Genomic DNA, 19,447 nt, shown 5'->3' on the forward strand with positions numbered 1-19,447 from the left:
CAATCAAGGCAGGCCGATGATTTCCAAGCGCAATTCCAAAGCACCCGCCGGCATGGTTCGTGTGCGCGGCGCCCGCGAACATAACCTGAAGAACGTTGACGTCGATATTCCGCGTGATGCGCTGGTGGTGTTCACCGGCGTCTCGGGTTCGGGCAAGTCGTCGCTGGCGTTTTCCACGCTTTACGCCGAGGCCCAGCGGCGTTATTTCGAATCGGTGGCGCCCTACGCGCGGCGGCTGATCGATCAGGTCGGCGTGCCGGATGTCGATTCCATCGAAGGACTGCCGCCTGCCGTCGCTCTGCAACAACAGCGCGGCACGCCAAGCGCGCGTTCGTCGGTGGGCAGCGTGACGACGTTATCGAGCCTGATCCGCATGCTCTATTCCCGGGCCGGCAGTTACCCGCCGGGGCAGTCAATGCTGTATGCCGAGGATTTTTCACCGAACACGCCGCAGGGCGCCTGTCCGGAGTGTCATGGACTTGGTCGCGTCTATGAAGTCACCGAAGCGCTGATGGTGCCGGACCCGAACCTGACCATCCGCCAGCGCGCCGTGGCGTCCTGGCCCTTGGCGTGGCAGGGGCAGAACCTGCGCGACATCCTCGTGACCATGGGCATCGATGTCGACATTCCGTGGAAAAAACTGCCGAAAAAGCAGCGCGACTGGATTCTCTTCACTGAAGAGACGCCGACGGTGCCGGTGTACGCCGGGCTGACCCCGGAAGAAACCCGCGTCGCGCTCAAGCGCAAGATGGAACCGAGTTATCAGGGCACCTTCACCGGCGCCCGGCGCTATATCCTGCACACCTTCACTCACTCGCAAAGTGCGCTGATGAAGAAGCGTGTTTCACAGTTCATGCGCGGTAGCCCGTGCCCATTGTGCGAGGGCAAACGGCTCAAGCGCGAGGCGTTGTCGGTGACCTTTGCCGGCTACGACATCGGTGAGCTGTCGCAGATGCCGTTGCTGCAAGTGGCCGAAGTGCTGCGGCCTGTAGCAGCGGCAAATTATCTGGAACAGGCCGAGGAGAGCGGCGACACCCTCAGCCATGCGCAAACCCGCGAGGCTCGTCAGCAGCGGGTCGCCCATGGCGCCAGCGGTCATGCCAGCGCACCGGACGTGCGCCACACGCCGAATCTGTCGCTGGAGAAACGCTTGGCGGCGCAGCGCATCGCTGAGGATTTGCTGGAGCGGGTCAGCACCCTGACCGATCTCGGCCTGGGTTATCTGGCGCTGGAACGCAGTACGCCGACCTTGTCGTCTGGCGAGTTGCAGCGTTTGCGCCTGGCCACGCAATTGGGTTCGCAGCTGTTCGGGGTGATTTATGTCCTGGACGAACCGTCTGCCGGTCTGCATCCGGCGGATGGCGAGGCGTTGTTCGAGGCGTTGCAGCGCTTGAAGGCTGACGGCAATACGCTGTTTGTGGTCGAACACGATGTCGAAACCATGCGCCTTGCCGACTGGCTGATCGACGTCGGCCCGGAGGCGGGCGAAAAGGGCGGGCGCGTGCTGTACAGCGGTCCGCCTGCGGGACTTGCTGATATTGCAGATTCGCAGACCCGCGCTTATCTGTTTGCCGAAAATCAACGCCCTGAGCGCGCCGCGCGCAAGCCGAGCGGCTGGCTGAAGCTCGACGGCGTGACGCGCAATAACCTGAATAATCTTAGCGCCGAATTCCCTTTGGGCTGTTTCACCTCGGTGACCGGCGTATCGGGATCTGGCAAATCGAGTCTGGTCAGTCAGGCCTTGCTGGAACTGGTCGGCGCGCAGTTGGGCCGTCCGGTGGCAGAGGCCGAGTCAGAAGAACCGAGCCTGGAAGATGACACGCCGCCGCCCAGCACCGGGCAGATCAGCGCCGGCCTGGAGTCGATCAAACGGCTGGTGCAGGTTGATCAGAGACCCATCGGACGCACGCCGCGCTCCAATCTGGCGACTTACACCGGCTTGTTCGACAACGTGCGCAAGCTGTTCGCCGCGACACCTGAGGCACAAGCGGCGGGCTATGATGCCGGGCAGTTTTCTTTCAACGTCGCCAAGGGCCGTTGCGCCACGTGTGAGGGCGAAGGTTTTGTCAGTGTGGAATTGCTGTTCATGCCCAGCGTGTATGCGCCGTGCCCGACCTGCCACGGAGCGCGGTATAACCCGCAGACATTGGCGATTCTCTGGCAGGGCTTGAGCATCGCCCAGGTGCTGCAACTGACCGTCGATGAGGCGGTGGCGGTGTTTGCCGAGCAGGCGGGGATTCGTCGTTCGCTGGAAGTGCTGCGCGATATCGGCCTGGGTTATCTGCGCCTGGGGCAACCGGCCACGGAACTGTCCGGTGGTGAAGCGCAGCGGATCAAACTGGCGACCGAGTTGCAGCGCAGCCAGCGTGGCGCGACCTTGTATGTACTGGATGAACCGACCACGGGATTGCACCCGAGAGATGTCGATCGGTTGCTGGAACAACTCGATACGCTGGTAACGGCGGGGCACACGGTGATTGTGGTCGAACACGAAATGCGCGTGGTCGCGCAGAGTGACTGGGTGATCGACATCGGCCCCGGGGCCGGCGATCAGGGCGGCAGGATCGTCGCCGCCGGCACACCGCAGAAAGTCGCGGCGAGCAAGAAGAGCAAGACTGCGCCGTTTCTGGCTCGGGCTTTGAGCCGATAACTGCAGCGCCTTGCTGGCCGCCATCGCTGGCAAGCCAGCTCCCACAGGAATTCAAGTTGTTGCCGAAAATCTGCGCACACTGATGCCCCCTGTGGGAGCTGGCTTGCCAGCGATGGCGCCAGTTCAGGCGCAATCCAGCGTACGGCGGACCTTGTCGAGCAGTTCACTGATCTGGAACGGTTTGACCAGCATGTCCATGCCGGTGCCGAGGAAGACCTGGCGGTTGAGCGCGGTTTCGGCGTAGCCGGTCATGAACAGGATCGGCAGCCCTTCGTGCCAGCCACGGGCAACATCCGCCAGTTCACGGCCGCTCATGCGCGGCAGGCCGACGTCGGTCAGCAGCAGGTTAATGGATGGGTCATTCTGCAAGCGCTCCAGCGCCGATTCGATATCCGCCGCTTGCGTGCAGCGATAGCCGGCATCTTCCAGTACTTCGGTGACGAACAAGCGCACCGTGGCCATGTCCTCGACGATCAGCACATGCTCGCCACTGCCTTTCGCGTCAGGCACGGGCACAGGCGCATCGGCCCCGGTCGGGTCGTTGGTGCCGGGCAGCATGATGGTCACTTCGGTGCCACGTCGGGCGACGCTGCGAATGTGCGCGTCACCGCCCGACTGACGGGCAAAACCGTAAATCGTCGACAGCCCGAGCCCGGTGCCCTGGCCTAAAGGCTTGGTGGTGAAAAACGGTTCGAACACCTTGTCGATCACGTTGTGTTCGATGCCGGTGCCGTCGTCGCGTACCGACAGCGCCACGTACGCGCCATCGGCCAGATTCGGATCGCCATGGGAATAAGCGGCGTAAGTATTGACCCAGATATTGCCGCCCGAGGGCAGGGCATCGCGGGCGTTGATCACCAGGTTGAGCACCGCGCTTTCCAGCTGCACCGGGTCGACCAGCGCAATCGCCGGTTTGTTGGTCAGTTCCAGCTTGAGGGTGATGCGCTCGCCGATGGTGCGCACCAGCAATTCTTCCAGCGAGCGGACATGCTCGTTGATGTCCACCGGCCGTGTATCGAGCGGCTGCTGACGGGCAAATGCCAGCAGACGATGGGTCAATGAGGCCGCGCTCATGGCTGAGTTCAGCGCTGCTTCGGTATAGAACTGCACCTTGTCCAGACGCTCATCGGCCACGCGTTTCTGGATCAGTTCCAGGCTGGTGATGATCCCGGTCAGCAGGTTGTTGAAGTCGTGGGCGATACCGCCGGTGAGCTTGCCCAGCGCATCCATTTTCTGCACTTGCAGCAATTGCGCTTCGGCGTGCACGCGCTCGGCGACTTCCTTGGCCAGCTGCGTGGTGGTGTCATCCAGCCGCGCCAGATGCGAGCGCTCGCGATGGCGGTGCTCGGTGACGTCTTCAACAAACACCAGGCTCAGCTCTGGCGTGCGATATGGCGAAATCTGCCATTGCGTCTCGCGAATCTCGCCCTGCACACGCATGTTCAGCGTGCCTTTCCAGCGCTCGCCGTCGACCAGACGCAGACGCAGTTCATCGAGGATCGAGCATTGATCTTCGGCAAAGCATTCACGCAGCGCCTGCGGGTCGCGGTTATCGACGATCAGTTGGGCAAAGGCGTGATTGCACTCATGCACTTTCAGATTGGTGTCGAGCACGGCGATCGGTGCCGAGACGTTGGCGAAAATCTCGCGGAAACGCGCCTCGCTTTCGCGCAGGGCATTTTCCGTGTCACGCACCCGCAGCAGGGTACGCAGGGTCGCCAAGAGCACATCGGGGTCGACCGGGTGAATCAGATAAGCATCGGCACCCGCGTTGAGACCAGTGATGATATCGCCGGTCTGGATCGACGCCGCTGACACATGAATCACTGGCAGCAGCGCGGTGCCCGGGTCGGCGCGCAGCAGGCGGACGATGTCGAAACCGCTCATGTCCGGCAGGTTGACGTCGAGGATCAACGCATCGAGGGCTTCGCTCTCGATCAGGGCCAGTCCGTCGCTGCCGGTGCCGGCTTCGAGCACCGTGTAGCCATGGTTCTCCAGGCGCCGGCGCAGGGCGTAACGGGTGGCGACGTTGTCATCGACGATCAACAGGCGGATGTCACGATTCATCGACGTTCTCCAGAGCGATTGCCAGCGGGATGATGACAAAGAACGTCGAGCCGACGCCCGGCGTACTGTCTACCCCGACTTCACCGCCGAGCAGGGCGGCGAAACGCTTGCACAGTGACAGACCCAGACCGGTGCCGCGCAGACGTTTCTGCAATGGCGAATCGACTTGGGAGAAGTCTTCGAACAGCGTGTCATGCAGTTCGGCCGCGATGCCGATGCCGGTGTCGCTGACGGCAAAGCGCACTTTGTCTTCACCTTCCATTCGCGCCGATACCCGCACTTCGCCACGGGTGGTGAATTTCAGTGAGTTGGAAATGAAGTTGCGCAGGATCTGCCCGAGCTTCTTGTCATCGGTATACAGGCGCGGCAGGCCCAGTGGCTCTTCGAAGATCAGATCCACCGCCGAGGCGTCGACGATTGGCCGGAACATCCCGCGCAGGGCGGAGAACAGGTCGAACATGTCGAACCAGGCCGGGGAAATGCTGATGCGCCCGGCTTCGATCTTCGCCAGATCGAGCAGGTCATCAACCATGTCGCTGAGCTCGCGGGCAGCGGTGCTGACGAAGGCTACCTGCTTGTGCTGTTCAGGGCTGAGCGGACCGTCGAGTTCGTCAGCGAGCAGACTGTTGATGCTCAGTATCGAGCCCAGCGGCGTGCGGAATTCATGGCTCATGTACGACAGGAAACGGCTCTTGAGGTCCGATGCCTGACGCAGTTCTTCGGCCTGATTGTCGAGCTCGGCGTACAGCGCCAGAACACCCTGGTTGGTTTCATCGAGTTCTTCGCGCAGGGCAGTGGTTTCGCGCTGCAACTGAGCGATGAGCGCCGCCTGTTCGGCGTGGCTCAAGTGAGTCGATTCAGCCATGGTCGGCCTCCAGAGCCACGACCAGCACCGTCACGTCATCGCGACCACGGCAAAAGTCGCGGTGCAGGACGCTGGCTATCACGGCAGGATGGCGATGCACCAGGCCGGGGTAGTCTGCAAGATTCCAACGGGACTGTAGGCCGTCGCTGTACATGATCAATAAATGTCCGTTCACGTGAGCATAGTCAAAGGGTTTGGCTTTACGGTACTGGCCACCAACGATACCGGGGTGTGAGGCCAGACCGCGGGATTTGCCAGGCTCCAGCAGACTGGCGCCGATGTTACCGACACCGGCGAACGTCAGGCCGTCGCGCTGGCTGTCAAACTGCGCGAAAGCGACGGCGCCACCGCGCGTGCCGAGCATTTCCTGATGCAGGTCTTCCATCAATACCACAGGATCGGCAAACGGTGCCCGGGCGAATGCCCGGGCACCGGCCAGGCCGGCACGTTCGGCGTCTTCGCCATGGCCGAGGCCATCGACCACCAGCGCGCTGATCCGTGAACCTTCATACGCCAGATGCCAGACATCACCGCAGGCTGGGTCGGCATGCAGCGAATGCTGGCTGGCTCCGAAGCGGATATCAGCTTGACGGTCGCTGCGCGCAAAGATCCGCGCCAGCAACACCGCGCCACGGTGATCGGCGTAGACATCGAAGACATTGGTCTGCCGCGATACGGCGCCGAGGCCGATGCCTTGTGTGCCGCCAGTGGAAAAGCCATCGGCCAGACAGGCATCCAGGTCAAAACCCTGCGCCCGATCCACGGTCTGCATTTCGATGCCGAAGCCGTTATCCGGCCGAGCCAGTACACGCAGGTGAAATTCACCACGCTGGGCGTGCTTGAGTACGTTGCTGGCCAGTTCGGTCGCGACCAGCGCCACGCGGCCGGCATCGTTTTCGTCGAAGCCATGCTGCTCGGCGAGTTTCTGCGCGGTGCGCCGCGCGTGGCCGATCTGGCTGCTGTCCTCGATCGGCAGAACCTGGGTCAACGACCCGGTGATATTCATGTCCATCGTGTGATCGTAATGCGCGTGCCTTTGCCGGGCTCAGTGTCGAGTTCGAATTCATTGACCAGGCGCTTGGCGCCAGTCAGGCCAAGGCCCAACCCGCTGCCGGAGGTCCAGCCGTCGGTCATCGCCAGTTTGATGTCGGGGATGCCAGGGCCTTCGTCGCGGAAGGTGATGCGCAAACCGACCCGGCCGTTTTCCTCGAGAATCTGCCAGTCCATGTCGCCGCCGCCGCCATAGACCATGGTGTTACGCGCCAGCTCACTGACAGCGGTCACCAGTTTGGTCAGGTCGATCAGGCGCATGCCACATTCGGTGGCGAGTTTGCGCGTGGTCTGGCGGGCCAGCACTACGTCCTGTTCAATGAGAATGGGTTGCGTACCGCTACTGCGCACGGTCATTGTGCAAGTACTCGTTCCCGCAGCAGTTTCATCCCGCGTTCGACGTTCAGGGCGGTGCTCACGTCTGGCAAAGTCATGCCCAGCTCAACGAGCGTGATCGCCACTGCCGGCTGCATGCCGACCAGCACGGTTTTGGCGTCCATGATTTTCGACAGCCCGGAAATGTCGCCGATCATGCGCCCGATGAACGAATCGACCATGTCCAGCGCCGTGATGTCGATCAGCACGCCCCGGGCGGATGTCCGGCTGATGCGCTCGGACAGATCGTCCTGCAGGGTCAGGGCGAGTTGGTCATGCATGTCGACCTGAATGGTCACCAGCAAGATATCGCCCATTTGAAGAATCGGAATACGTTCCATGGTCAAGCCGTCTTGACGAGGCTGACACCCAAGCGGGTCAGGGCCAGTTTCAATGCGTCGGCCAGGTTGGCCTTGGTCACTACGCCTTGCAGATCCAGACCCAGGTGCACGATGGTTTGCGCAATCTGCGGACGCACGCCGCTGATGATGCAATCGGCGCCCATCAGACGGATTGCGGTCACGGTTTTCAGCAGGTGCTGGGCGACCAGGGTGTCAACGGTCGGCACGCCGGTGATGTCGATGATGGCGATTTCCGAACCGGTGTCGACGATGCGTTGCAGCAGCGATTCCATGACTACTTGGGTGCGCTGCGAATCGAGGGTGCCGATCATTGGCAGGGCGAGGACGCCATCCCACAGCTTGACCACCGGAGTCGACAGTTCCAGCAGCTCTTCCTGCTGACGCTTGATCACCGCTTCACGGGATTTCTGGAAGGTGCCGATGGTGTGCATACCGACGGTGTCGAGCAATTCGGAGACTTCCAGCAATTGCTCGGCAAGCAGTGCCGGCTGGTCCTGATAATGGTTTTGCAGCAGGGCGAACAACGGGCCTTTCAGGGCAAAGATGAAATTGGCGGTTTGCTGGGAATCCTGGCCGAGCAGGGCGCGGCTCTGCGACAGTTTTTCAAGGAACTGACGGGTATCCTCCCAACCCGCAGCGGCAATCTTGCTGCCGTTGCCGTTTTCCAGACCCGCCAAGAGCAGGCCCAGCAAGTCGCGGGTTTGCTGAGCGAGGTCGTGTTCCTTGAGGTTGCGTGTGGCGCCGCTGGCTTCGAGGCGTTTGGTCCACTCGCTCAACAGCTGAGTCTGGTTGTTCTTGATTGCTTCAACTGTGCTGTTCTGCAGTGCTGCCATGTGCGTGTCGCTCCGTTACGTATATGGGCCGGCTCGGCGAAATGACCGGCGCGATTTGACTGACATTTACCGCTTGAAATAGTTGTTCAGCTAGCGATGAATTTTTCTGCCTGCCGCGTCGAACGCCCCGGTAACTCTAGTCGGCGTGGCGGCAGGCAACGATCTTTTGAACGAATCTGCGGCGTCAGGCTTCGAATCTGCATGCCCGACGTTTTCCAGTCGTGCTGGAAGAAGGAGGCAGGACTATGAATGAGGTGGATATGAACGAGCAAGCTCCGCAACAGCAAAATCAGTCCTCAGAGTCAATTAACCGCAACGACCCGGCCATCGACCCGCAAACACCGGGGCAAAATACTCCCGCGCCGGCTGAAGAAGGGCAGGCGGACAGCGCGGCTGCCGAGGTCGATCAAAAGCAGCATCACAACGACAACAGCAACGATTTCAGCCCCGGCTTCAAGCCTGACCCGGACCGTCCTGAACCGGGCGAAAGCACTGACGCCGATATCGACACCGATGGCGGTTGATCGCTGAAACGCAAAAAGGCCGCATCGAAGGATGCGGCCTTTTTATTGCCGGCCGGTTACTTGCTCGGATGTTTGGCTTGCAGCTCTTTGGCGTGGGCCAGGTGTTTTTCCAGCGCTGGCAGCATCTTCTGCGCGAACGCTTTCAGCTCAGTAGCGCCCTTGGCCTTGTCATCGGTCACGGTGTTCGCCTGCTTCTTGAACAGCTCGATGGTCTCTTCGTGAGCCTTGACCTGGTTGTTGGCGTAGGCCGCATCGAAGGATTCATCGCGCATGTCGAGAATTTTTTCCTTGGCCTGCTTGACCAGGGTGGTGGTGTCCGGGACTTCGATGTCGTTGGCCTTGGCAATTGCTGCCAGCTCATCGTTGGCTTTGCTGTGATCGGTGATCATCTGATTGGCAAAGGCTTTGATGTCAGCTGACTGGCTTTTTTCCAGTGCCAGCTTGCTGGTTTCGATTTCGGCGATGCCACCAGCGGCGGCATTGTCGACAAAGTCGTTGTCGGTTGCGGCAAAGGCGCTGCCCATGCCGGCAGACAGTGCAACAGCCAGAGCGAGATGACGCAGGTTGAATCCGTCCATTGGGTATCTCCACGCAGGTTTTTGTGAGCGTTATCCAATGGAGCGAACGCAAACGCCAAAGGTTTTATCGCATTTACGACAGGGCGACGAACGGCAACCGCTGGTCTGACAGGGTGTCGACAGAAGCCATTGCGCAAGGCCATGCTGATAACGAGTCAGCGCATCGATCGCGCTGGTTGTCGATCAATTTGATGGAGGTGTTTCATGCCGGTTTCACATGATCTGTATCAGGACCTGGGCTGCAAAAAGGAAGAGATCGAGCAAAAACGCTCCGAGGATGCGAAGCTGGATTCGCTGCTCAACAAGTATTTCGAGGTGGATGCTGAAGTGGTCGAGGCCGAGAACGCCCAGTCAGACGCCCCCACTGACGACGAATTGAAAAAGCTCAAAGAGAAGCGCGTGATCGTCAAGGAACAGATCGTTGCTCAACTCGCCGGGCAGCCGCTGACGGGACAGTAGTCCCCCGACCCGTGGTCATTTTCTAAAGGGAACGGCTACGGCCAATGGCACCTCCAATGTGCAGAGTCTGCAAACCATCGACTCGTTGCGAGGTGCCATATGAACGACCCCAAATTCCCCAGTGAAGAGCAGGGTGGTTTCGACCCGATTCCTACCCGCCCTGAACCGAACAGCCCGGCGCATACCACAGCGCATCCGGAAAAAACCGTGAAAGAACTGCCGGAGGATGAAGATCCGGAGAAGTTCGACCGGTCCGGCAACTGACAGACCGCCTTCGCGAGCAGGCTCGCTCCCACATTTGGAATTCGTTTCCCCTGTGGGAGCGAGCCTGCTCGCGAAGGCGCAAGTCCATTCCCCCGCAAATCCCGCTGGCTCACTTAAGCGCCGCATCCAACCCCATCCGCCCCATATGCCTCGCCTTCAACGAGCCGAAATACAACCACTGCCCATATTCGCGCACCGTGGTAATCGGCGAATAATTGCCTTCGCTCGCGTCCTGCAGATTGGCAATCACCTTGCCGTCCAGGTCCAGTCCCAGCACAAACCCGCGCTTTTCGACAGGCTTGGGCAAAACCGTCAACGCCCGCACGATCATCTTGCGCACGAACGGGTGTTCAGCGGTGCCATCGAGCAAGGCATTGCGCGGCGCATACAGCGCTACCCAAAAGCGATTGCTGCCATTGAACGAGAGGTTGTCCGGAAGCCCTGGCAAGTTGTCGATGAACACATCATGGGTACCGGCCTTCGGCCCGCTCAGCCAGTAGCGGCTGATGCGATAAGCGCCGGTTTCATTGACCAGCACATAGGCCTCGTCCGGACCAAGAGTGACGCCATTGGCAAACTGCAACTTGTCGAGCAAGACGCTGGTCTTGCCGGTTTGAAAGTCGTAGCGCAGCAGACGTCCGTCGGCGCCGTGCTCAATGATCGCCTCGCCGTCATGACCATAGCCCCAACGGCTCGAGGCATCGCTGAAGTAGGCGTAGTGGCCTGACTTGTCGACCGCTACATCATCGGTAAATCCAAATGGCACGCCGTTGGCCTCCGTGGTCAACGGAATCACGCGGCCCTGCGCATCCAGCGACAGCAAGCCTTTGACCGCATCGGCAACTACCAGCATGCCGTTCGGATGACGGGCCAGGCCCAGTGGACGGCCACCGGTGTCGGCCAGGACCTTGCGCTGCGTACCGTCGAGGCTGTTACGGATGAGCCTGCCGTCATGCAATCCGGTGATGAGGAATTCGTCTTCCAGTAGCAACGCCTCAGGCCCTTCGATGTCGCTCGGCCCGACCTTCGCCACAGCTTTGAGGCGCTGGTTGTCCGCGTAGATCCCGTCTTTCAGCGAGGGCGCCGGTGGCGGCGTCCAGGCGACCGGTTCGACCTTGGTCGGCAGCAACAACAAGAAGGCGATGACGAGAACGATCAGCAGGCACAGCACATAACGTAATTTCACGCGCTGGCCCTCGCCGCGCCGATAAACTGCGCAGCCATGTCGCGCAGGGCGAGCATGGATGCGGCAGATTCGCGCTCGATGCGCCGCTTGAGCAGCAGGCGATTGGCAAGACGCATGAGCAAACCGTCAAAGCGATATTCCAGCGTGCGCACGAAACGCGTGCCGCCAGCCTCCGCTGAGCACTCGTAAGTCAACCGCAGGGACAAGCCCTGATCACTTTGCGCGCGTGCGCACCAGCGCCGGCCCGGCAGATATTCAGTAACCTCCCAGCGCAAGTGACCGGCACGTCCGCCGGCATGGATGTCCTCTTCGAAACGTGCACCGGCATGCAGTGGACCTTGCGGACCGTCAATCTTCAATGAGGAGGGATGCCAGTCCGGCCAATGACTGACGCTGGCGGCATAAGCCAGCACGGCGACCGGTTCGCCGGCGATATCGATCTGGTGCTGCATGCGCGTCATGGGCATTTTCGAATAACTCAAAGGGGCGGGTTCCGGCTCGCGGTACAGCGTGCCGAACAGGTAGTCCATCAAGGGCAGAACGATGTTGAAATTGCGCTCCTGCATGCGCTCGCGGCGGTGATGCAGTTCGTGCAGACGGCGCATCTGGCGAATCCACGGCAAACGAGTCAACGGATTCTGCGGCGGCAGATGCTCACAGGCATGGAATACCTCATAGAGCAGATAACCGAACACCATGCACCCGGCAAACAGCCCGGCGACATTGGCGTTGACCTGCGCGAGCAGCCACCAGAGGGGCAGGGTGATCAATAGCGTATGAATGACGATCAGCCAGGCTGGAAACAGAATCACTCGCCAGTCCCGCGCGCTGTCGTAGGTCATATGGCCGGGGGTGAAAAAGCTGTGATGGTCCCCGGCATGTCGTGCGTAGAACATCTTTGCGAAAGCTTTTTTGTGATGGCCTAAATGACGATGGACCATGTACACGCCGAAGTTGAACAACAACAGGCTCAGCGGCACTGTCAGCCATTCCAGCCAGCTCACTGAATGCACCGTGCGCCAGAACGCAGCGACGGTGAAAATGCCGAACAGCAACACGAACGCGCCATGCAACCACGGATTGTATAAAGGATGAATGGCCGCACGGTAGCGGCTGCGGAATGCCTCGGTGGTCTGCCTCAACGCTTTCACCTGCGGGTATTGTTGTTATACCCGGCAGATTAGCCGATCCGCTGACTTGTGCAGGGCGAACCTTGCGGCCTTAAGCGCCATGCTCTGGACTGAAGCCGCCCGTCAGCTCAACGGGTTCCAGCGCTGCGACCAGTCATCATCGGTGCGGATCACCTCGCGCAACAGATCGAAGGCCTGTTGCAGCACTGCCGAGTCGCGATCGCGGGAATACACCAGATAGGTCGGATAACCGAATTCCGGGGCTTTGGTGACGGCTTCCAGCGCGCCGGTCTCCAGATAAGTGCGCACGACCCGGGTACGGAAATAACCGCTGCCACCATGTTCGAGGATGTATTGCAGGGCCAGTGGGCCAAGGTTGAAGCTCAGCGCGGCTTTGGCTTTTTCCGGCAGGGCGGCGTCGTGCTGACGACGAAAGTCCGGTCCCCAATCGATGTAGACGTAAGGCTCCGGACGCTCGGGCGCGCGCACCAGAATCAGTTTTTCCTCCAGCACTTGCTCGACCTGCAATCCCGGCCAGTATTCCGGTTGATAAACCAGCGCCGCATCGAGCACACCGAGTTCGAGCTGACGCAAAAGATTTTCGCCGTCGCGAATTTCCATGCGCAGTGCGTGGCCGGGGATTTTCTCGCGCAGTTCCGCCGCCCAACTGAGCATCAACGGGTTGCACAGGCTGACCTCACCGCCAATGTGCAGAACGTTGTGATAACCCTCGGGCAGCGGCAAGTCGCGGCGCGCGGCTTCCCAGGTCTGCACCAGTTGATTGGCGTAGACCACGAACGCTTCGCCATTGGCCGTCAACTTCGCCCCGGCGCGATTGCGCACGAACAGCGTACTGCCCAGCTGGCCTTCGAGTTTCTGCACCCGTGCGGTGATCGCCGTTTGTGTGACGAACAGCTTCTGCGCGGCGGCGGCAAGACTGCCGTGGCGGACGATTTCGAGGAAAGTGCGGGCGAGGTCGATGTCCATGGGGCAGGGCCGGTGTCTGGAGGTGGAGCGCATTGTAAGTCAAAAGTCCCTCTCCCCAACTTGAAAGCAGCAATGGACTGAACCGCTGAAAATTGCGTTTCAGTCCTACGGAAACAGGAGCGTTTTGATCAGGTTTGGGGATATTTCTGACGACTTTTTCAGGTTGGTCGTCGGACGCCGGGTCTATAGGATCAGTCCTGACATTGAAGTCATCGAGCGCACAGATCGCTCTGGACCCGGACAAAGGATGGACTATGCGAATCCCACTGATTGAAAGCCATACGCCTGCTTACTCGCCTCGCCATTACTGGCGCGACGATCGCGCCAGGTGTCCCTCGGAGGACGTTGCCATGCCGAGCGCCAAAGTGCCCCGGCTCACGGGCTTGAAGAAGCTCGAGGGCAAACCTCTGGAGTTGCTGTTGCGTGGGCAGGACACCGGCGACGATCCGATGCTCATCCTGCGCTGCACAAGCGAAGGATTTGAGCTGCTTGATGTGGTGAACATGATCGCAACCTCCGAGCTGTACCAACAGGGAGAGATGGTCAAACGTATCACCGGCAAATCCGTGAGAACCGTGCGACGCCTGCTCAAGGAAGGCGCGTCGGTGCGCCTGGACACGCCGCAGAGCGTGATCGCCTACCAATATGCCGCTGCGCTGGAACTGGCCATCGAGGTGTTCGGGCGTCAGGCCAAGGCCGAATCATGGCTGGAACACCGCGCCACTTACTTCTACGGATATGTGCCGCTCGATCTGGTTGGACATGCGTTGGGCTTCAGGATGGTGGAGGAGTATCTGAACCAGATCAAATACGGGGTTTATCAATGAATCCCTTGCCCTGGGATGATCGCTGGTACGCCTGGCGGCTGGATCGCGAGGTGTACAGCGAGACCTGGGATAGCGGCCTCGGATCGAAACGGGACGGCGGCCGCTGGAATACGCCCGGCCGCAGAGTCGTTTATGCGTCGGTCGACCCCTCCACGGCGATACTGGAGGTGGCCGCCCATGGCAGCTTCGATGCGCTTGATCAGGAACCCTATGTGTTGACCTGTTTTGAAATCACCCACGACGCCAGCGTCAGAATCGTGCAACCGGAAGATGTGCCCAATCCGCATTGGCTCACGCCGATCAAAACCTCGCCCAACCAGCGAAAGTTTGCCGACGCACTGCTGGCTGAACATCCATTTGTTCTGGTGCCATCGGTGGCCACCCGACACTCGTGGAATTTGCTGGTGAGTTGCGATCTGGCGGAAGGTCAGTTCAGGATGGTTTCGCAAGAGCGGTTTGGGCTGGATACGCGGTTGTTGCAGGAGGGTTGATCGGATTTGTGTGGGCCTGCGAATCCGACACGACAATTTCCAGGTTCCGGGAGCGATCAAGGGCCGATGAGTCGCTGCCAGCTACATTCGCGGCGGCTCGCATTCTACGTCTGGATTGAAGCTTTCAACCAATATAAAGATCCGGTACATTTCGCGCCCACGCTTACTACAAGGAAGTTAAAGATGGCAAAGCCTGCCGCTCGACTCAGCGATCTTAATGCATGCCCGATCACAGGCCATGGCACCAATCCCAGTAACAGCGGTTCCGGTGATGTAAACATCAATGGAATGCCAGTTTTGCGTGTCGGAGACACCACAGCGTGCGGAGACACTGTCACCGAAGGCATCAGCAATATTTTGATCAATGGCAAGCCTATTGCTTTCTTGGGCAGTGCGACGGCCCACGGAGGCATGATAATCACGGGCTCTGGCGACGTTTTTGTCGGCACCCAGGTCGGTTCCGCACCTTTCTCCCCGATTATCACTGTTCCTAAACACAGCGAGCGCTTCCAACTGGTTGATGAGGCCACTGGCGAAGCTATTCCCGACATGCTCTATTGCATCGAAACGGGTGACGGGCAGCGTCTCGTAGGCCATACCGACAGTCATGGTAACGCCGCGCGAGTGTTTACGGCCAACCCGACTTCGATAGTTGTGCAGTGGGGTAAGGAAGCCGCCGCCCATCTCGATGCGCTCGGCCTAGATTACTAAGGGAGGTGGCAGGTGGCAGCCCCCAAAAAGAATCAAGCTCGAACAAGCGATCGACATACAACGACCCAAGTGAAAGGTACGCTGGCACAGGATTACGTAACGGTTGTGGGTGCGTCTTACATGTCCCTTTATGAAAAGGTTCGTGGCCAGAAGGGCAACAAGATGCGCTTTATCAATCAGGGTATCCGCCAACTCACAAAGTATCCAACCGGCACTCCAAACTTCACGATCCAGCGTGTATTTCTGATTTTCAAAAATGACTATCCGGAGAACTTGCTGACGGCTTTGAAGGACGTTGTCGAAAATCAGCACGGGGCCCAGTACCGAGAGATGGACTCGATATCCGGTCTTGTGGATTTCATCGCAGCTCGGCAACGCCGCGGGCGCGAGATCAAACAGCTCGACTTTTTTTCCCATGGTGTGGTGGGCAGTATCGAGTTGGGCTACGAGCTGGATAAAAACGATAGCTACCGTCTGCGTGATGCACAGGCGTATATGTTCAAACCCGAAGCGTTTGCCTATGGTGCGAAAATTCACTCCTACGCTTGTCGCACAGGTTTGGGTATCGATGCCGACTTCAAGGTCAATGAAACAGAAGATCCTCATTACGAGCGCAGCCTGGCGCAGATTCTTGCTAATGCTACCCGGACCACCGTGTGGGCATTTCCAAGACGCAGCAACTACGACACGACTTATGGTACTGCCGCGGAACGGGGATCTGTGCCGGGAATTCGTGAAAGAGAAGCAGCTGATGGGCGAGCGATGCGGAATTATTTGAGTCGAAAAACCGCTTATGAACGAAAGCTGATCGAACATCGCAAGACCCTCAAAGACCCAACGGCGCAATTACCTGATGAACAGGCGCCGCAGGCGCCGACGCCAACAGTCTCTGAAGAAGAGCGCAATTTGCTGGCGCACGATGACAGCCGAGCATTGTATGAACGAAAGATTGGATTTCCGCTGGATGCCTTAGGCGCACATCGTGACGTTCGATCAGGTGATACACCGGACGGCGTACCCAAACACCTGCTTGCCTATAAACCGCTATGACGCTCCTGAAGTTTATAGGCAAACGTCACGTCTTATGTGTCTTGTTGATTGCTGTCAGCTTTGCAGGACTATTTATTTACGCCAAGGAAGCCCAGATGCCAGCCAAAGTAATGATGTATTACGGCCCGTGGAGTCCGGAAGAAAACCGTTTCGACGCCAGCCGGTGGTTCAGTTCAGGTATGTATCGCCCGCGTCTCATGGGTACTCCGCCTGAAGAGAGCCCAGTGACCATGCTGCGCAATAAGCCTGAAAGTTTGCGACATATTGAGAATGATGTTCTCTTGACCGAAGCGTTATTCGCTGTAGGGCGACAGTTTCCGAAGTTGGACACCGAAGACCTCATTCTGAATACGCCGGACCTGCACCGCCAGATACGGTATGCCTATAGTTCATTTGCCGAGCCTGACAGGCCGGTGGATTCCTATTGGCTTTTCATCACGTTTGCAAACAAGACCGTGGTCGTTACGATCGATTGGGACGTGACAGAAAAGAAACTCCTGCCCCGCTCGATGGCTTCGAATCTGATCGAAAAAAGTGATGAAGAGGCGGCATACCTCCAGGTAAAAAAAGAGCTTGATGGGACGGCTTCAGCCAAGCGTTAACTCACGTTGCCATGTCTTCAATGGTTGAAACGACAAATCCCGCCAATAAGCGGGATTTGTGTTTTACCAAGAAGCTTCTTACGAAGGGAACAGCTCGGACAGTTTCATCGACAGCATCATGTCGCCTTCAACGCGCAGCTTGCCGCTCATGAAGGCCTGCATGCCGTCGGTCTCGCCGCTGACGATACCTTTCAGGGTTTCGCTATCCAGCACCAGCGTGCAGTTGGCGTCCGGGTTTTCGCCTTCCTGAATGTTGCAGGTGCCGTCTTTGACGATCAGTGCGTATTGCTTGTCTTCGTCGGTGATGTTGAAACCGAAGACCAGGTCCAGACCGGCAGCGGCGGCTGGGTTGAACTTGGCTTGCATTGCTTTTACGGCATCAGCTACGGAGGTCATGGTTCGATCCTTTCTTGGTCATGGGAGCTGGGTGGTTACAGCCAGGGTCACAGTAAGCCGGACTCAGCGAAAAGTGATGAGTTCCGGGGCCTTCAGCAGTTGCAGGTGTGCGTGACTGTTGAAGGAAGCCAGAGCCACCTCGCGACCACGAAACTTCAGTTGGTTGAGCGAGGTGTTGACGATTTGCCAGTTCAATTCAAAGGCCTGTCTGGCAGGCATTTGCGTAATCAGGTGGAGCAGGGCAGTGATGGTGCCGCCGGAGGTGAACACGGCAATTTTCTGGTTCTTTTCCGCCAGATCGAGGATGCGGTGCAAACCGGCCTGAACCCTCTCGACGAAGCCCAGCCAGCTTTCCAGTCCGGGTGTGTCGTAGGTGCCAGCAAGCCAGCGCTCGACGATCAGGGCGAAGATGCGCTGGAATTCACCACGGTTCTGCGCGGCGTTGCGCAGGATGTCGAGGGCTTCCGGCTCTTCCGGCAGCATGGCCGGGAGCAGGGCGCGGATCACCGCGTCGGCATCGAATTCGTTGAAAGCGGAATCGGTTTCGAGGACTGGAACCGGCAGGCCTCTGGCGCTGAATTGCTCCAGTGCACTGCTGGCGGTGTGCTGTTGGCGGCGCAGATCACCGGCAAGGCAACGATCAAAGCTGATACCGAGGTCGGCGAGGTGCTGGCCGAGGATTTCTGCCTGACGCACACCGGTCGGCGACAGCACGTCGTAATCGTCTGCACCAAAGGAGGCCTGGCCATGTCGTATCAAGTAGATGCTGCCCACGTCCGCGTCGTCCCGGTACGTTGAAGGTCAGGCGAGGTTATGAGGATGGCGTAAGGCTGTCAATGAAAAAACATACGCTTGTTTGAAATGCCCGTTACAGGCGTGTTGCCAGAGGTTTCACGGCTGGCCGACGAGCCGACGCATGGGTATGCTGGAGCCATTCCGCGTGTAATACACCGTCACGCATTGCTTTGAGGAGTCTCTGTGGATTTTTTCACCGAATACGCCAGCTTTCTGGCCAAGACCGTCACACTGGTGATCGCCATACTGGTGGTGCTCGCCAGTTTCGCCGCGTTGCGCAGCAAAGGCCGGCGCAAATCGGCAGGGCAGTTGCAGGTCAGCAAGCTCAACGATTTCTACAAGGGGCTGCGTGAACGCCTGGAGCAGACCTTGCTCGACAAGGATCAGCTCAAGGCATTGCGCAAGGGCGAAGCGAAAACGGAAAAAAGCGCGAAAAAACAGAAGAACAAGCCTGAGACCAAAGCCCGGGTGTTCGTGCTCGACTTCGACGGCGATATCAAGGCTTCCGCCACCGAGAGCCTGCGCCACGAGATCACCGCACTGCTGACCCTGGCCACGCCGAAGGACGAAGTAGTCCTGCGTCTGGAAAGTGGCGGCGGCATGGTGCACAGCTACGGTCTGGCGTCGTCTCAACTTGCGCGAATCCGTGATGCGGGCGTGCCACTGACAGTTTGTATCGACAAGGTCGCGGCCAGCGGCGGTTACATGATGGCCTGCATCGGCGACAAGATCATCAGTGCACCGTTCGCCATCCTCGGTTCGATCGGCGTGGTCGCGCAATTGCCTAACGTCAATCGCCTGCTGAAAAAGCACGATATCGATTTCGAAGTGCTGACCGCTGGTGAGTACAAGCGCACCCTGACCGTGTTTGGCGAAAACACCGAAAAGGGCCGCGAGAAGTTCCAGGAAGACCTCGACATCACCCATCGCTTGTTCAAAAACTTCGTAGCCCGTTATCGCCCGCAACTGGCGATCGATGAGGTGGCTACCGGTGAGGTGTGGCTCGGTATCGCTGCGCTGGAAAACCAACTGGTGGATGAGCTCAAGACCAGCGATGAATACCTGGCGCAGAAAGCCAAACAGGCTGAGGTTTATCACCTGCACTACGCCGAGCGAAAAAGCCTGCAGGAACGCATCGGCATGGCCGCCAGCGGTTCGGTAGACCGCGTGCTGTTGAGCTGGTGGAGTCGTCTTACTCAGCAACGTTTCTGGTAAACACCAGGCATAAAAAAACGCCGGTCAATG

Annotated in this window: 22 protein-coding genes; 10 read left to right on the top strand and 12 right to left on the bottom strand. The window is 59.1% G+C overall.

Annotation, left to right across the window (positions count from 1 at the left end; genetic code table 11):
• The first annotated feature begins 16 nt into the window (after nt 1-16).
• Nucleotides 17-2,650: an excinuclease ABC subunit UvrA gene (locus tag PSH90_RS11685; RefSeq protein WP_305382837.1), complete on the top strand. Its 2,634-nt coding sequence runs from the start codon at nt 17-19 to the stop codon at nt 2,648-2,650.
• Nucleotides 2,651-2,773: 123 nt separating this feature from the next.
• Here the strand turns inward: PSH90_RS11685 and PSH90_RS11690 are convergent, their stop codons facing one another.
• Genes PSH90_RS11690 through PSH90_RS11715 form a run of 6 tightly spaced genes read right to left on the bottom strand, consistent with a single transcriptional unit; the run spans nt 2,774 to nt 8,202 of the window.
• Entirely contained in the window at nt 2,774-4,717 is a 1,944-nt protein-coding gene (locus PSH90_RS11690) for a response regulator (protein ID WP_305382839.1), read from the bottom strand.
• Nucleotides 4,707-5,582, bottom strand: coding sequence for a sensor histidine kinase KdpD (locus tag PSH90_RS11695; protein WP_041478682.1), 876 nt, complete (start codon nt 5,580-5,582; stop codon nt 4,707-4,709). Before PSH90_RS11695 ends, PSH90_RS11690 begins: the two co-directional genes overlap by 11 nt.
• Nucleotides 5,575-6,588 carry an ATP-binding protein gene (locus PSH90_RS11700; protein ID WP_305382841.1) on the bottom strand — a complete coding sequence of 338 codons (1,014 nt, stop codon included), beginning with the start codon at nt 6,586-6,588 and terminating at the stop codon, nt 5,575-5,577. Before PSH90_RS11700 ends, PSH90_RS11695 begins: the two co-directional genes overlap by 8 nt.
• Nucleotides 6,585-6,989 (bottom strand): anti-sigma regulatory factor, encoded by a 405-nt coding sequence (locus PSH90_RS11705; protein WP_016774465.1) that lies wholly within the window; start codon nt 6,987-6,989, stop codon nt 6,585-6,587. Before PSH90_RS11705 ends, PSH90_RS11700 begins: the two co-directional genes overlap by 4 nt.
• Entirely contained in the window at nt 6,986-7,348 is a 363-nt protein-coding gene (locus PSH90_RS11710; RefSeq protein ID WP_056785183.1) for an STAS domain-containing protein, read from the bottom strand. Before PSH90_RS11710 ends, PSH90_RS11705 begins: the two co-directional genes overlap by 4 nt.
• Before the next feature lie 2 nt (nt 7,349-7,350).
• Nucleotides 7,351-8,202, bottom strand: coding sequence for an STAS domain-containing protein (locus PSH90_RS11715; protein WP_041478684.1), 852 nt, complete (start codon nt 8,200-8,202; stop codon nt 7,351-7,353).
• A gap of 260 nt (nt 8,203-8,462) precedes the next feature.
• Between PSH90_RS11715 and PSH90_RS11720 the strand changes: the two genes are divergently transcribed.
• On the top strand, nt 8,463-8,726 hold the full coding sequence (locus PSH90_RS11720; protein WP_041478793.1) for a hypothetical protein: 264 nt from the start codon (nt 8,463-8,465) through the stop codon (nt 8,724-8,726).
• A gap of 56 nt (nt 8,727-8,782) precedes the next feature.
• On the opposite strand, the gene PSH90_RS11725 is transcribed toward PSH90_RS11720, so the two are convergent.
• Entirely contained in the window at nt 8,783-9,304 is a 522-nt protein-coding gene (locus tag PSH90_RS11725; RefSeq protein ID WP_305382842.1) for a DUF4142 domain-containing protein, read from the bottom strand.
• A 204-nt stretch (nt 9,305-9,508) separates the two neighbouring features.
• Here PSH90_RS11725 and PSH90_RS11730 point away from each other — a divergent pair, with 204 nt between their 5' ends.
• Nucleotides 9,509-9,763 carry a DUF465 domain-containing protein gene (locus tag PSH90_RS11730; protein WP_305382844.1) on the top strand — a complete coding sequence of 85 codons (255 nt, stop codon included), beginning with the start codon at nt 9,509-9,511 and terminating at the stop codon, nt 9,761-9,763.
• A 99-nt stretch (nt 9,764-9,862) separates the two neighbouring features.
• Nucleotides 9,863-10,027: a hypothetical protein gene (locus tag PSH90_RS11735; protein WP_016774471.1), complete on the top strand. Its 165-nt coding sequence runs from the start codon at nt 9,863-9,865 to the stop codon at nt 10,025-10,027.
• A 109-nt stretch (nt 10,028-10,136) separates the two neighbouring features.
• Here PSH90_RS11735 and PSH90_RS11740 read toward each other — a convergent pair whose 3' ends face one another.
• The 3 genes from PSH90_RS11740 to PSH90_RS11750 form a co-directional block, all read right to left on the bottom strand.
• Complete coding sequence (locus PSH90_RS11740) at nt 10,137-11,213, bottom strand: SMP-30/gluconolactonase/LRE family protein (RefSeq protein WP_305382846.1); 1,077 nt, start codon at nt 11,211-11,213, stop codon at nt 10,137-10,139.
• Entirely contained in the window at nt 11,210-12,355 is a 1,146-nt protein-coding gene (locus PSH90_RS11745; RefSeq protein WP_305382847.1) for an SRPBCC family protein, read from the bottom strand. Before PSH90_RS11745 ends, PSH90_RS11740 begins: the two co-directional genes overlap by 4 nt.
• 111 nt (nt 12,356-12,466) lie before the next feature.
• Nucleotides 12,467-13,330 (bottom strand): LysR family transcriptional regulator, encoded by an 864-nt coding sequence (locus PSH90_RS11750; RefSeq protein WP_056785192.1) that lies wholly within the window; start codon nt 13,328-13,330, stop codon nt 12,467-12,469.
• Nucleotides 13,331-13,680: 350 nt separating this feature from the next.
• On the opposite strand from PSH90_RS11750, the gene PSH90_RS11755 reads away from it, so the two are divergent.
• The 5 genes from PSH90_RS11755 (at nt 13,681) to PSH90_RS11775 (ending at nt 17,011) form a co-directional block, all read left to right on the top strand.
• Complete coding sequence (locus PSH90_RS11755) at nt 13,681-14,157, top strand: MbcA/ParS/Xre antitoxin family protein (RefSeq protein ID WP_122610537.1); 477 nt, start codon at nt 13,681-13,683, stop codon at nt 14,155-14,157.
• Entirely contained in the window at nt 14,154-14,648 is a 495-nt protein-coding gene (locus PSH90_RS11760; RefSeq protein ID WP_016774476.1) for an RES family NAD+ phosphorylase, read from the top strand. Before PSH90_RS11755 ends, PSH90_RS11760 begins: the two co-directional genes overlap by 4 nt.
• A 183-nt stretch (nt 14,649-14,831) precedes the next feature.
• The gene (locus PSH90_RS11765) at nt 14,832-15,359 is read left to right on the top strand and encodes a PAAR domain-containing protein (RefSeq protein WP_041478692.1); all 528 of its coding nucleotides are present in this window, start codon (nt 14,832-14,834) and stop codon (nt 15,357-15,359) included.
• A 12-nt stretch (nt 15,360-15,371) separates the two neighbouring features.
• Complete coding sequence (locus tag PSH90_RS11770) at nt 15,372-16,409, top strand: hypothetical protein (RefSeq protein ID WP_150635534.1); 1,038 nt, start codon at nt 15,372-15,374, stop codon at nt 16,407-16,409.
• Nucleotides 16,410-16,504: 95 nt separating this feature from the next.
• Entirely contained in the window at nt 16,505-17,011 is a 507-nt protein-coding gene (locus PSH90_RS11775) for a hypothetical protein (RefSeq protein ID WP_305382848.1), read from the top strand.
• A 78-nt stretch (nt 17,012-17,089) separates the two neighbouring features.
• On the opposite strand, the gene PSH90_RS11780 is transcribed toward PSH90_RS11775, so the two are convergent.
• Together PSH90_RS11780 and PSH90_RS11785 are read right to left on the bottom strand one after the other, a co-directional pair.
• Nucleotides 17,090-17,407, bottom strand: a complete 318-nt coding sequence (locus PSH90_RS11780; RefSeq protein WP_041478695.1) for an SCP2 sterol-binding domain-containing protein — start codon at nt 17,405-17,407, stop codon at nt 17,090-17,092.
• Between the two features lie 63 nt (nt 17,408-17,470).
• On the bottom strand, nt 17,471-18,181 hold the full coding sequence (locus tag PSH90_RS11785) for a histidine phosphatase family protein (RefSeq protein ID WP_041478696.1): 711 nt from the start codon (nt 18,179-18,181) through the stop codon (nt 17,471-17,473).
• A 204-nt stretch (nt 18,182-18,385) separates the two neighbouring features.
• Between PSH90_RS11785 and sohB the strand changes: the two genes are divergently transcribed.
• Nucleotides 18,386-19,417, top strand: a complete 1,032-nt coding sequence (gene sohB / locus PSH90_RS11790; protein ID WP_305382850.1) for a protease SohB — start codon at nt 18,386-18,388, stop codon at nt 19,415-19,417.
• Nucleotides 19,418-19,447 lie beyond the last annotated feature (30 nt).

Origin of the sequence: Pseudomonas sp. FP1762, assembly GCF_030687105.1 — a bacterium.
Taxonomy (GTDB): Bacteria; Pseudomonadota; Gammaproteobacteria; order Pseudomonadales; family Pseudomonadaceae; genus Aquipseudomonas; species Aquipseudomonas siliginis.

Excerpts from the sequence above, each read along its gene's own strand:
- PSH90_RS11685 (WP_305382837.1), top strand. The coding sequence starts at position 17 with ATGATTTCCAAGCGCAATTCCAAAGCACCCGCCGGCATGGTTCGTGTG.
- PSH90_RS11690 (WP_305382839.1), bottom strand. The coding sequence starts at position 4,717 with ATGAATCGTGACATCCGCCTGTTGATCGTCGATGACAACGTCGCCACC.
- PSH90_RS11695 (WP_041478682.1), bottom strand. The coding sequence starts at position 5,582 with ATGGCTGAATCGACTCACTTGAGCCACGCCGAACAGGCGGCGCTCATC.
- PSH90_RS11700 (WP_305382841.1), bottom strand. The coding sequence starts at position 6,588 with ATGAATATCACCGGGTCGTTGACCCAGGTTCTGCCGATCGAGGACAGC.
- PSH90_RS11705 (WP_016774465.1), bottom strand. The coding sequence starts at position 6,989 with ATGACCGTGCGCAGTAGCGGTACGCAACCCATTCTCATTGAACAGGAC.
- PSH90_RS11710 (WP_056785183.1), bottom strand. The coding sequence starts at position 7,348 with ATGGAACGTATTCCGATTCTTCAAATGGGCGATATCTTGCTGGTGACC.
- PSH90_RS11715 (WP_041478684.1), bottom strand. The coding sequence starts at position 8,202 with ATGGCAGCACTGCAGAACAGCACAGTTGAAGCAATCAAGAACAACCAG.
- PSH90_RS11720 (WP_041478793.1), top strand. The coding sequence starts at position 8,463 with ATGAACGAGCAAGCTCCGCAACAGCAAAATCAGTCCTCAGAGTCAATT.
- PSH90_RS11725 (WP_305382842.1), bottom strand. The coding sequence starts at position 9,304 with ATGGACGGATTCAACCTGCGTCATCTCGCTCTGGCTGTTGCACTGTCT.
- PSH90_RS11730 (WP_305382844.1), top strand. The coding sequence starts at position 9,509 with ATGCCGGTTTCACATGATCTGTATCAGGACCTGGGCTGCAAAAAGGAA.
- PSH90_RS11735 (WP_016774471.1), top strand. The coding sequence starts at position 9,863 with ATGAACGACCCCAAATTCCCCAGTGAAGAGCAGGGTGGTTTCGACCCG.
- PSH90_RS11750 (WP_056785192.1), bottom strand. The coding sequence starts at position 13,330 with ATGGACATCGACCTCGCCCGCACTTTCCTCGAAATCGTCCGCCACGGC.
- PSH90_RS11755 (WP_122610537.1), top strand. The coding sequence starts at position 13,681 with ATGCCGAGCGCCAAAGTGCCCCGGCTCACGGGCTTGAAGAAGCTCGAG.
- PSH90_RS11760 (WP_016774476.1), top strand. The coding sequence starts at position 14,154 with ATGAATCCCTTGCCCTGGGATGATCGCTGGTACGCCTGGCGGCTGGAT.
- PSH90_RS11765 (WP_041478692.1), top strand. The coding sequence starts at position 14,832 with ATGGCAAAGCCTGCCGCTCGACTCAGCGATCTTAATGCATGCCCGATC.
- PSH90_RS11775 (WP_305382848.1), top strand. The coding sequence starts at position 16,505 with ATGCCAGCCAAAGTAATGATGTATTACGGCCCGTGGAGTCCGGAAGAA.
- PSH90_RS11780 (WP_041478695.1), bottom strand. The coding sequence starts at position 17,407 with ATGACCTCCGTAGCTGATGCCGTAAAAGCAATGCAAGCCAAGTTCAAC.